Below are 11802 nucleotides of genomic sequence, written 5' to 3'. Positions count from 1 at the left end.
ATAGCGGACCGATCCTGTCCGCCAGGGGTGTCAGGGTCATGTCCATGAGTCGACAGATCCAGGTCACGTTCGATGCCCACGACCCGCGGGCGCTCTCGTCGTTCTGGCGCGACGTGCTGGGCTACGTCCATCCCGGACCGCCCGGCGTCGATCTGCCCGAGGGCGCCGACCCGATGGCCGCGTGGGACGACTTCCTCGTGCGGATCGGCGTGCCGGAGGAGGAGCGCACCACGAGATCGGCAGTCGAGGACCCGGAGGGGCGTGGTCCCCGGCTGTTCTTCCAGAAGGTCCCGGAGGGCAAGCTCGCCAAGAACCGCGTCCACCTCGATGTCCGGGTGGCTCCCGAATTGCGGGGTGACGAGCGGATGGCGGCGCTGGAGGCCGAGTGCGACCGGCTCGTCGCGCTGGGGGCCACGCGCATACGGCGCGATGAGCCCGCTCCTCCCTTGAGCCCCGGCGTGATCGTGATGACCGACCCCGAGGGCAACGAGTTCTGCCTGGATTGAGAAACACCACTGTCGGATGAATATCCTGACTGACGGTATCTCACCCGTTCAGTGGTGTTGCGCTGTTGGTTTAGTCATGCGGTGCACGCTAGTTTCCGCACGGCGCCGGGCTATCCGGCAAAGCGCGGTGAATCAGAGCGTCGGAATTGTCTGCCGACCCGCATGAGGAGACGTCTGTGTCGAAGAAGGCAGGAATCGTGGCGGCCACCGCCACGGCAGGGATGCTCGCGCTGAGCCCGCTGGCGTTCGCGAACGACCACGGCGCCCGTGAGCGCGGTGGTGGCGGGCCGACATCGTTCGGGTTCTGGTTCGACCGCGACGACATCCAGCAGGACGGGATCATCCGTTGCACCAACGAGCAGACGATCAACGGGCTGCCGCCCACGACGCCCGCCCCGATTCCGCCGCTGGTGAGCCAGGAGCAGAGCGGCAACTGCGTCAATGTTCCCGATGGCGCGGAGCGGACCAGGCCGACGCCACCTCCCACGACGACGGTTCCCCCCGCCCCGACCGATACGTACACGAGGTCGAACATCATTACGGCCGCCCCCGGCACGCCCGCAAACGAGGACAGCGCCTACTGCGATCCCGGCGACACCCGGCTGGACATCTCATACACCGACCCGTCCGGAGTTGCTTTCGGGCCCGCTTACCCAGCTCAGTTCCAGGACCGCCAGGGCGCGACCATCGCGTACAGCAACCCCACCAGCGAACCGGTGCAACTCAGCGTCACCGTTCTCTGCGAGGACACCAACTCCGATCTCTGAGCCCGCCGCCTGCCTAGCTCGGCGATCTCCGGTCCCTACGACGCGACCGCGATTCCCGGGATGTGCTTGAGCTCGCCGAGCAGGGCGGAGGAGACCGTCACCGAAAATCCGTCGATCGCCAGTGGTGTCTCGCGGTTCCGGTAGCACAGCACCAGCGTCAGCGGGGTGCTGCCCGAATGCGCCACGAGCGCCGACTTCAGCTCCGACACCACCGCGTGGTCCAGTTTCAGTGCGTCGGCCTTGAGCACGAGCGGCGCCTCACCCAAGCCTGCCTGCGCGGCGGCCACGTCGAGAGTGATGATTCCCGACGCGAAGACCGACATCCGTTGTTCGTCGCGGATGTTGACCCGTCCCTTGACCGCGACGGCCGAGTCGGCGATGAGGTCCTCGTGCATCGCGAGGTACGACTTCGGGAAGAACAGCACCTCGATGGCGGCGTCGAGGTCTTCGATCGTGACGATCGCCCAGGGCTCGCCCTTCTTGTTCACCCGCCGGTCGACCGAGACGATCATGCCGGCGATGGCGACCTCACCTTCCTTCGGCGGGTCGTCGAGGATCGCGGCGATGGGCCGCGGAGCGTGCTTGCGCAGAATCCGCTCGGTTCCGTCGAGGGGATGCGCGGAGACGTAGAGCCCGAGCATCTCGCGCTCGTAGGCGAGCATCTGCTTCCGCGGCCACTCCTCGTCACCGATCTTCAGGTGGGCGAGCGGCGAGCTCTCGGCGGGCGGCGGGCCGTCACCCATGCCGCCGAACAGGTCGAACTGGCCGCGCTCCTCGTGGCGCTTGAGGTTGGTGACCGCGTCGACGGCATCCTCGTGGACCATCAGCAGCGACTTGCGGGGCTGGCCGAACGAGTCGAATGCGCCTGCCTTGATCAGCGACTCGATGGTGCGCTTGTTGCAGCAGACCAGGCTGACCTTCTCGAGGAAGTCGCTGAACGAGGTGAACCGGCCCTTGTTCTTGCGGGTCTCGATGATGGCTTCCACGACGTTGGCGCCGACGTTGCGCACCGCTCCGAGCCCGAAGCGGATATCGCCGCCGACCGCGGAGAACCACAGGTCGGAGTCGTTGACGTCCGGCGGGAGGACCTTGATGCCCATCCGGCGGCACTCGGCCAGGTAGACGGCCGACTTGTCCTTGTTGTCGCCGATCGAGGTCAGCTGGGCAGCCATGAACTCGACCGGATAGTTGGCCTTCAGGTAGGCCGTCCAGTACGCGACGAGCCCGTAGCCTGCGGTGTGTGACTTGTTGAAGGCGTACCCGGCGAAGGGCAGCATGACGTCCCAGAGGGTCTGGCACGCCTCCGCCGAGAAGCCCTTGCCGGTCATGCCGGCACGGAACCCCTCGAACTCCTTCTCGATGATCTCCTTCTTCTTCTTGCCCATCGCGCGGCGCAGCAGGTCGGCCTGGCCGAGGCTGTAGCCGGCGAGCTGCTGGGCGATGGCCATCACCTGCTCCTGGTAGACCAGCAGGTGGTAGGTCTCGCCGAGGATGGGGTCGAGCGCGTCCTGGAGCTCCGGGTGGATCGGAGTGATCTTCTGCCGCCCGTTCGAGCGCTCCGCGTAGTCCATGTGCGCGTTCGCGGCCATCGGGCCCGGCCGGTAGAGCGCGAGCGCCGCGGCGATGTCACCGAAGTGGGTGGGCGCCATGGCCTTCAGCAGCGTCCGCATCCCACCGCCGTCGAGCTGGAACACGCCGAGCGTGTCGCCGCGGGTGAGCAGCTCGTAGGTCTTCTTGTCGTCCAGTTTGAGCGTCGGCAGGTCGATCTCGATGCCGTGGTTCGCGGCGACGGCTTTCACCGCGTCGTCGACAACCGTGAGAGTGCGCAGCCCGAGGAAGTCCATCTTCAGCAGGCCGATGTCCTCACACGACGGGAAGTCCCATCCGGTGATGACAGAACCGTCGTCGCGCTTCCACAGCGGGATGACGTCGAGCAGCGGCTCGGAGGACAGAATCACCGCGCAGGCGTGCACGCCTGCGTTGCGGACCAGTCCCTCCAGCCCGCGCGCGGTGGACATGATCTTGCCGACCTCGGGGTCGGTCTCGGAGAGGGTCCGGACCTCCGTGGCTTCCGCGTACCGCTCGTGGGTCGGGTCGAAGATGCCGGAGAGCGGAATGTCCTTCGCCGCGATAGGCGGTGGGAGCGCCTTCGAGATCCGGTCGGCGATGGAGAAACCGGGTTGCCCGTGCAGAACCCGGGCCGAGTCCTTGAGCGCGGCCTTGGTCTTGATCGTGCCGAAGGTGATGACCTGGGCGACGTTCTCCTCGCCCCACTTGTCGACGGTGTAGCGCATCACCTCGCCGCGCCTGCGCTCGTCGAAGTCCAGGTCGATGTCGGGCGGGCTCACCCGCTCCGGGTTCAGGAACCGCTCGAAGATGAGCTTGTGCTCGATCGGGTCCAGGTCGGTGATGTGCAGGATGTAGGCCACGAGCGAACCGGTTGCCGAGCCCCGGCCGGGCCCGACGGCGATCTTCTGGGACTTGGCCCAGCGAACCAGGTCGCCGACCACCAGGAAGTAGCCCGGGAAACCCATCTTCGAGATCACGCTGAGCTCGATCTCGATACGTTCTTTGTATTCGGCTGACAAGCCGTTGGGGAATCGCGACGGCGTGTACTTCTCGACGTCCGCGCGGAGCAGGTCGTCTTCCGTCTCGCCGGGCTGCAGCGGGAATCGCGGCATCCGGTCGATCTCGGCGTAGACCTCGGCGTACGACTCGACGCGTTCAGCGATCAGCAGAGTGCTGTCGGCGGCTCCCGGGACTTCTTTGTCCCAGTATTCGCGCATCTCCGCCGCGCTCTTCAGGTAGTAGCCGTCGCCGTCGAACTTGAAACGGTTCGGATCGTCGAGGGTCTTTCCCGACTGCACGCACAGCAGAGCGGAATGCGCTTCGGCCTGATCCTTCGTCACATAATGCGAGTCGTTCGTGGCGACCGGCGGCAGATCGAGCTTCTTCGCGATCGTGAGCAGGCCCTCGCGAACCGAGCGTTCGATCGGCAGGCCGTGGTCCATCAGTTCGAGGAAGAAGTTCTCCCGCCCGAAGATGTCGCGGTAGTCGCTCGCCGCCTGCAGCGCTGCGGCTTCCTGGCCGAGACGTAGCCTGGTCTGCACTTCTCCGGATGGGCAGCCGGTGGTGGCGATGATTCCTTCCGCGTGTTCCGCGACGAGTTCGCGGTCCATGCGCGGCTTGCGGTAGTAGCCCTCGAACGAGGCCAGGCTGGAGAGTCTGAACAGGTTCCGCAGGCCGGTGGCGTTGCGGGCCACCATCGTCATGTGCGTGTACGCGCCCGCGCCCGAGACGTCGCCGCCCTCACCGAACTCGTCAGAACCCCGCTGCGACGCCTGGCCCCAGAAAATGGGTTTCTTGATGTGCCGGCTGGCCGGCGCGAGATACGCCTCGATACCGATGATCGGTTTGACGCTGCTCTTCGTGGCGCGGCGGTAGAATTCCGCAGAGCCGTACATGTTGCCATGGTCGGTCATCGCCACCGCAGGCATGTCGAGGCGCTCGGCCTCGCTGAACAGCGCATTTACTTTCGCTGCGCCGTCGAGCATCGAATACTCGGTGTGCACATGCAGGTGAACAAATGAATCCGCCACAGGCCCCGTCTCTCCCTCGCGCTGCCCGACAGTTCTACCAGGCCTTCGGGCCCGCGCCTCCCAGGTCCCGGCGCGCGTCGTCGAAGCGGCTTGTGCTCGGGGCTGAACGGGTGGGCGGCGCGTCCGGGGCCGCGCAGGCCGGGGCTGCCGCCTCGGCGCCGGGAGGAGTCATGCGCCCGGCTCGCCGATCGTGATCCAGTAGCGCCGCACGGCGCCGAGCCCGGTATCCCGGACCTCGTCGAGGACGCCGCCGTTGCGCTCGATCGTCCGCGCCGAGGCGATGTTGTCGGCCGCACAGACGACCAGCACCCGGTCCAGGCCGATTCCCCGCGCCTCGCCGAGCATCCTGCCCAGTGCCCAGGTGGCCAGCCCGCGTCGGCGCGCGGACGGGCGGATGCCGTAGCCGATGTGGCCGAGCCGCAGCACGTGGTCGTCGGGTCCGTGCCGCAGTGCGATCCCGCCGAGCACCCGGTCGTCCTCGACGATCCATCGGCACGTGGCCCGCAGCCGGCCGGCCTCCACCGGCTTCGCCGGATCCGACCCGTCGACGAGTCGCGCGACCCAGGCCCTGAACCCGGCAGGCGAGTCGACCTCGTCGGACGGCCGCAGCCCGAAACCGTCCTCGTGGACGCCGGGACCCCAGTCGTCACGCGCCTCGAGCCAGGCGGTGTGCAGGCGTGCGGTGGGCGCGATCAGGTCGGGCACCCCGTGACGATAGTGATCGAGGCGGCCGGGGAGCCGCGGACAAGACGGTGGAACGGTCCGCCACCGCCGGGGCGTACCAGGTCGCCGAGCGCGATCAGCTCATCCGCCGCGGGCTCCTGCCGTGTGGACGGCACGGCTCTACGCGGCCCGGAGCGGCTTCGGCGACGTTCCGGGCCTTGCACGGGGAGCTACACCTTGCGGGAAGCGTGCACCTCAGACGGAGGCGAGCTCACCCTTGATCATCTGCGCGAGTGCGGCCGGCTGCGACAGGAAGGGGGAGTGGGAGGTGGTGAGCCGCAGCAGCTTCTCGGCGCGCTTCGCGAAGAGCTCCTGTGCGAACGGCGGAAGGGCGTTGTCGGCCTCGCACAGGATGTAGGTGCTCGGAATGCCCTTCCACGCGGCCTCCGTCAGCTCCTGGGTCTTCCCGGCGTAGCGCTGGTAGCCCAGATCTGCGATGGCCTGCTCGGTGAGGGCCGCGTCGACGTCGCCGTAGAACACGTCGGCGGGGTTGTCGACCGTCATGTAGTCCCCGGCGCCCCCGTCGTGCTCGTGCATCACCCACCACGGCGCAGGGCTGCCCCCGACGCTCGAGAGCAGGGACTCACCTGCATCGAGCTGGAACGCCGCCAGGTAGATGATGCGTCGGACATTGCTCGCACCGGCGAGTGCCTGCGTGGTCGGAATGCCGCCGTAGGAATGCGCGAGGACGACCACCGGACCGTCGATCGCATCGACCGCGGCGCGGATGGCGGCGGCGTCGGAGAACATGTCACCGAGCGTGTTCACATCGTCGCCGCAGCTGGTCAGGGAGACGGTGTGGACGTCGACGCCGTCGAGCTCGTCGATCAGGTGCTGCAGGTGCGCGGGCTTGTGCCAGGCGCCGGGGACGAGCAGGAGTGCAGGAAGTGTCATGGGAACCTCTGTTCGGGAACGAACGGATTAACGATGATCAAACACAAACGGGCCAGGGCTGAAAACAGGACAGAACCGGCGTCATGGAAACCCTGGGCAGTCTGTGGTGATCACGGGAGCACTGTACATCGACCTTGTTTCGATGAAGTACTAGATCTAAACTCAGATCGGACGCCGACCGAGAGTCCGAGCGAGGCCGGCAGCGGCTCCTGGCGGGTCACGTGAACGCCGCGACGTTGCGCGACGCCCAATCGGCGAAGGTGTGAGGTGCACGACCGAGGAGCCGCTCCACATCCGGGCTGACGCGCTGCTCCGCGGCAGACGGTTCGCCGAGGATGGCGAGGGTGGCCTCCACGACGGGCCCGGGCATGTGATCCAGCATCCGGGCCCGCGCCTCTGCGCGGGTCTGCTCCATGAACCGCACGGGCTCGCCCAGGGCGTCTGCGATCGCCGCGACCTGCTGTCGCGGCGAGATCGGTTCCGGCCCGGTGAGCGTGTAGATCGCGCCGTTGTGGCCGGGTTCGCGCAGGGCGAGGGCGGCCACCTCGGCGATGTCGGCCGGGTCGACGGCGGGCAACGCGACGTCGCCGAACGGCGCCGCGACCACCCGTCGTGCGCGGACCGAGCCGGCCCACTGGAACGTGTTGGAGTCGAAGTTGCCCGGCCGCAGCATCGTCCAGTCCAGACCGGACTGCGTGACGGCGTCCTCCAGCACTGCGGGGTGGCGTCCGGAGCCGACGCCCTGGGAGGACAGCAGCACGACCCGCCGGACGCCGGCCGCCCGCACGGCGGTCATGACGTCACCGAGATCGCCGTTCGTCATGAAGTCGGAGGAGGTCAGGACGAACAACGCGACAGCACCGTCGAGGGCGGGCTCGAGGCTCTCCGGTTCGCTCAGGTCGGCCTGGACGTGCCGGACTCCGGCCGGCACGTCGACCGGCCTTCGGGAAACGGCCGTCACTTCCTCGCCTGCTTCGACAAGGGCCCGCGTGAGCGGCTGCCCGACGTTGCCCGTCGCTCCCGTCACCACGATCATGTCTTTCTCCTGGTCCGCGCTGGTTGAACTGACGCGGCGACGCTACTTTCGATCTACCAGGAGGTACCCAGAGGAAAGTGGGCGTGAAGTGATCGAAACCACATCGGCCGTCGCTCCGGAGCAGGCCTGCCCGATCGCTCCCGTGGTGGACATCGTCTTCAGCCGCTGGACCACCCCGATCCTGTGGACGCTCCACGAGTACGGGCGGCAACGGTTCGGGGAGCTCGAACGCCGCATCACCACGATCACGCCCAAGGTCTTGACGCAGCGGCTCCGGCAGCTGGAACGCGACGGGCTCGTCGTGCGCACCCACCACCCCGAGATCCCACCCCGGGTGGAGTACGAGATCACCGAGCTCGGGCGCAGCCTCGCGCCCCTGTTCGCCACGCTCGCCGAATGGTCGGTCAACCTGGCCGACGTCGACCGGGCACGCCTGGACTACGACGCACGGCAACAGGCTCACAACCGTCGAAGCTGAGGGCTGTAAATCGAGTGATCCCGGGTTCCCTTTCGTCCACGACCGGAGCGCTGGGCGTTGGCAGGATTGCGCCCCATGCGGACTCATGAGGAAGGCGGACCGGCCGATCTGGAGGAGCGGGGGTGGCAGGCACTGGCCACCGAAGGGGCGGGCGCCGAGTTCTATCGCGAGGTGCTCGACGATACGGTGATGATGCTGCTGCCCGGCGGGCTCGTGCTCGACGGCCGGGCCGCGATCATCGAGGCGATGAGCGGGCCCCCGTGGTCGACGTACCGAATCGAACGGCTGACCGAGCACCATCCGACAACGGACACCGGGCTCGTCACCTACGAGGTGGTGGCCCGGCGCGGGCACGGGCCCGAGTACGCGGCACTGATCGGCAGCCTCTATGTCCGGCGCCCCTCGGGGTGGCGGTTGACGTTCCACCAGCAGACCCCGGGGCGTGCTCGGGCCGGAGATCATTGAGTACGAAAAGGAAACGGGATGGCCCGTTCGGGCCCTGAGGAAGCTACCCGGCGGTCGGGTCCAAGAACATCCGGGGCTGGCCGCTGGACGCCCGCACCCCTCCGTCGACCGGGATGTTCGCACCGGTGACGAACGAGGCGTCGGCACTGGCCAGGAAGGCGATCACGGAGGCGACCTCGGACGGCTGGGCGGGTCGCCCCAACGCGATCCGCTGCATGAACGCTTCCAACACCTGCTCGTTCTCCAGGTTCGGTGCTGCCATGTCGGTGACGGTGAGGCTGGGGTGCACCGCATTCACCCGCACGCCGTGCTCCGCGTGATCGAGCGCCATCGCGTTGGTCAGGTTCACCACCGCGCCCTTGGCCGTGTTGTAGGCGACCACGCCCCAGTCGGCGCCGAGCCCCGACACCGAACCGACGTTGACGATGCAGCCACCGACGGCACGCAGATGGGGAAGCGCGGCGCGAGAGGCGAAGAAGACCCCGTCGACGTCGACCGCCATGACCTCGCGCCACGCCGCCGGATCCACCTGCTCGACCGTGCCGAGCGCCGCCGTCGCGGCGTTGTTGACCAGCACGTCCACCCGGCCGTGCCGCGCGGCGGCATCGTCGATGACGGTGGTGATCGCAGCGATGTCGGACACGTCTCCCACGACGGCCTCGACAGTGCCTTCCGCGTCCGCGACGGTCTTCTACAGCTTCTCCGCGGTACGTCCGACTGCGACCACCGTCGCTCCCTCGCCCGCGAACCGGTGGGCCGTGGCCGCCCCGATTCCGGACCCCGCCCCGGTGACGATTACGACCATTCCTGCGAACCGATCTTTTATCACGTATTCCTCCTGGTGGGACCACCTCTGGTTGCTCGATCAGGGTAGGCAGCCCGGTCAAGAGTGAATACGACGAAACTCACAGGAATGCGCAAGGAATACCTATGATCAACACTGTTCGGGATCATTTCGTCAATGGATGGGGCATCAGGTCGATGCCGCACCGCGCTGCCGGACGAGCGGCAGGTACACCTCGTCGACGATCTCGACGAGGACGTCGTCGGGGACGGTCGGCACTCCGCGCACCACGAACTCGTTGCGGAGCAGGACGATGGCGACGGTGGCGACCCGAGGGTGAAGTGCCTCCGGGGAGATCTCGCAACGTGCCACCGCGCGGCCCAGGATGGTCAGCCAGGGGGCGGCCAGTGCGTCGGCGGACTGTTCTGCCAGTCGGGTGAGGAGCCCCGAGGCGCCACCGGCTGCGGAGACCAGTTCGCGCAGGATCATGCCGAGCGGGGAGCTCCAATGACGGTTCGCTCCGCGTAGGAGTTCGAGGGCATCCGCGCGCAGGTGGCCGGTGTCCGGGAGGGGGACCGTGGTGGTCAGCTGCTTGTAGGCGGCGATGCCCAGCGCGAGACGGTCCGGCCAGCGGCGGTAGATCGCGTTCTTGTTGGTGCCCGCTCTCCTGGCGACCCGGTCCATGGTGAGCCCGGCGTATCCGTGCTCGGTGATCTCGTCGACCGCGGCACGCAGGATCGCTTGCTCCAGCGCCGCCCCCCGGCGTCGCGTCTGTCCACCCCGGACCTGCTCGGCCGGGTCGTCCGTCATGGTCGTCCTCGCATCCGGTTCCGCTCGTTCCCCCCAGCATCGACGTGGTCGCTCCGTGACGCAAGATAGGGTACGGTGAGTACCCAATCGACAGGAGAGGTCGCCATGCGCGCCAAAGGCATCAGCTACAGCACCGGGTTCGTCCTTCGGGGCGTGAACTCCCGTGTGTCCTTCGACCCGGCACTGGTCGAGCGTGAGCTGCGCGTCATCCACGACGATCTGCACTGCACCGCGGTCCGCGTGATCGGCGGCGATCCGGAGCGGATCGAGACGGCAGCGAGGATCGCCATCGACGTGGGCCTTGAGGTGTGGTTCTCCCCGTACCCTCTGGAGCTGAGCACCGATGAGATGTTGTCGCTGTTCGCCGACTGCGCCGAGAGGGCGGAGCGGCTTCGGCGGCAGGGCGGCGAGGTCGTGTTCGTCACCGGCGCCGAGCTGAGCTTGATGAACCCCGGATTCCTGCCCGGCGACAGCACCGACGAGCGGGTGGCGCTCCTGATCCGATCGGACCGGGCGCGCGAGGCGATCGCGCAGGTCGGCGCCCGCGTCAACGACTTCCTCGGCGCAGCCGTCGCTGTGGTCCGCGAACGGTTCGGAGGCAAGATCACGTACGCCTCGGTGCCGCTCGACCGCGTCGACTGGACGCCCTTCGACTTCGTGTCGGTCGACCTCTACCGCTCGAAGGAGATCGTCGACCAGTTCGCCGACGGGGTCCGGGGCCTGGTCGCGCTGGGCAAGCCGGTCGCGATCACCGAGTTCGGTGCCGCCGGCTACCGCGGCGCGGGCGACCGGGGTGCGCGCGGACTGGAGATCGTCGAGTACGACAAGGAGACGGGATGGCCGGTCCGGCTGAACGGTGACTACGCCCGGGACGAAGCCGGCCAGGCCTCCTACGTGCGTGAGCTGCTGGAGGTCTTCGATGCCGAAGGCGTCGACAGTGCTTTCGTGTTCATCTTCGCGCTCCACGACTTCCCGCACCGTCCCGGCGGAATGCCGAGCGAGGACCTCGACCTTGCCAGCTACGGCATCGTCAAGGTCTTCGAGGACCGCTACGGAGACACCTACCCCGACATGCCATGGGAACCGAAGCTCGCCTTCAGCGCGATCGCCGACTTCTACCGATGACGAACTCGGCACTCTCGCCGGCCGGACGGCGATCCGCGGTCCCTCCGGTGGCCGTCAGCTGAGCTGCTCGGCCAGTCCGACGACGATGCCCTCGGGGCCACGGACGTAGCAGAGCCGATAGCTGTTCTCGAACTGCGCCACCTCGCCGACGAGTTCGGCGCCGTGGGTGCGCAGGCGGGCGAGGACGTCCTCGATGTCGTCGACGGCGAACATGATGCGGCGAATGCCCAGCGTGTTCGCCGGTGCATCCTTCAGCTCGGAGCTGATCGCCTTCGGCGTGTGGAACATCGCCAGCTCGATCCGTCCGTGGCCGTCAGGGGTCCGCAGCATCGCGATGTCCTGCCGGACGTCGTCGATCGCGATGACACGCTCCACCCAAGGGCCCTCGACTGGCCCCTTGCCCTCCAGCTCCATGCCGAGCTCGACGAAGAACGAGATGACGGCATCGAGGTCGTCGACGACGATGAGAACGTTGTCCATGCGCTGGATCGCCACGCCAGGTCTCCTCGGTGTTGTACGGCCAGGGTGGCCGCATCCGGCACTGAGACGGAGCCGTCAGGCCGTTCTCGACAACCTTCGCGACCGGCTCCGAGAAGTCGGCCGTCGCGGCGTGAC

Annotated in this window: 11 protein-coding genes and 1 pseudogene; 5 read left to right on the top strand and 7 right to left on the bottom strand. The window is 67.7% G+C overall.

The features are described 5' to 3' along the window. Positions 1-44: 44 nt before the first annotated feature. Positions 45-506: a VOC family protein gene (locus HF577_RS13080; protein WP_169396086.1), complete on the top strand. Its 462-nt coding sequence runs from the start codon at positions 45-47 to the stop codon at positions 504-506. 197 nt (positions 507-703) lie between these two features. After that, entirely contained in the window at positions 704-1273 is a 570-nt protein-coding gene (locus HF577_RS13075) for a hypothetical protein (RefSeq protein ID WP_169396053.1), read from the top strand. Positions 1274-1308: 35 nt separating this feature from the next. On the opposite strand, the gene dnaE is transcribed toward HF577_RS13075, so the two are convergent. From dnaE to HF577_RS13055, 4 genes are all read right to left on the bottom strand, one after another. Beyond that, a complete protein-coding gene (dnaE, locus tag HF577_RS13070; RefSeq protein WP_169396085.1) occupies positions 1309-4872 on the bottom strand; it encodes a DNA polymerase III subunit alpha in 3564 nt (1187 codons plus the stop codon). Positions 4873-5040: 168 nt separating this feature from the next. Beyond that, positions 5041-5577 carry a GNAT family N-acetyltransferase gene (locus HF577_RS13065; protein WP_169396084.1) on the bottom strand — a complete coding sequence of 179 codons (537 nt, stop codon included), beginning with the start codon at positions 5575-5577 and terminating at the stop codon, positions 5041-5043. Between the two features lie 213 nt (positions 5578-5790). Then, positions 5791-6489, bottom strand: coding sequence for an alpha/beta hydrolase (locus tag HF577_RS13060; protein WP_169396083.1), 699 nt, complete (start codon positions 6487-6489; stop codon positions 5791-5793). 217 nt (positions 6490-6706) lie between these two features. Then, positions 6707-7525 carry an NAD(P)H-binding protein gene (locus HF577_RS13055; protein ID WP_169396082.1) on the bottom strand — a complete coding sequence of 273 codons (819 nt, stop codon included), beginning with the start codon at positions 7523-7525 and terminating at the stop codon, positions 6707-6709. Positions 7526-7613: 88 nt separating this feature from the next. Between HF577_RS13055 and HF577_RS13050 the strand changes: the two genes are divergently transcribed. Both HF577_RS13050 and HF577_RS13045 read left to right on the top strand, forming a co-directional pair. Then, the gene (locus HF577_RS13050) at positions 7614-8003 is read left to right on the top strand and encodes a winged helix-turn-helix transcriptional regulator (protein WP_312859111.1); all 390 of its coding nucleotides are present in this window, start codon (positions 7614-7616) and stop codon (positions 8001-8003) included. Between the two features lie 75 nt (positions 8004-8078). Next, positions 8079-8468: a nuclear transport factor 2 family protein gene (locus HF577_RS13045; protein ID WP_169396080.1), complete on the top strand. Its 390-nt coding sequence runs from the start codon at positions 8079-8081 to the stop codon at positions 8466-8468. A 43-nt stretch (positions 8469-8511) separates the two neighbouring features. On the opposite strand, the pseudogene HF577_RS13040 reads toward HF577_RS13045, so the two are convergent. Together HF577_RS13040 and HF577_RS13035 are read right to left on the bottom strand one after the other, a co-directional pair. Continuing rightward, positions 8512-9273: pseudogene (locus tag HF577_RS13040) on the bottom strand (SDR family NAD(P)-dependent oxidoreductase). Positions 9274-9441: 168 nt separating this feature from the next. Then, positions 9442-10062, bottom strand: a complete 621-nt coding sequence (locus tag HF577_RS13035) for a TetR/AcrR family transcriptional regulator (RefSeq protein ID WP_169396079.1) — start codon at positions 10060-10062, stop codon at positions 9442-9444. 105 nt (positions 10063-10167) lie between these two features. Here HF577_RS13035 and HF577_RS13030 point away from each other — a divergent pair, with 105 nt between their 5' ends. Further along, complete coding sequence (locus tag HF577_RS13030; RefSeq protein WP_169396078.1) at positions 10168-11187, top strand: hypothetical protein; 1020 nt, start codon at positions 10168-10170, stop codon at positions 11185-11187. Positions 11188-11241: 54 nt separating this feature from the next. On the opposite strand, the gene HF577_RS13025 is transcribed toward HF577_RS13030, so the two are convergent. Continuing rightward, positions 11242-11682: a VOC family protein gene (locus HF577_RS13025; protein WP_169396077.1), complete on the bottom strand. Its 441-nt coding sequence runs from the start codon at positions 11680-11682 to the stop codon at positions 11242-11244. Positions 11683-11802 lie beyond the last annotated feature (120 nt).

The sequence above is a fragment of the Pseudonocardia xinjiangensis genome, from assembly GCF_012911925.1.
GTDB classification, from domain to species: domain Bacteria; phylum Actinomycetota; class Actinomycetes; order Mycobacteriales; family Pseudonocardiaceae; genus Pseudonocardia; species Pseudonocardia xinjiangensis.
Note: the sequence above shows the minus strand (reverse complement) of the source record. Positions and strands in the feature narration are given on the sequence as shown.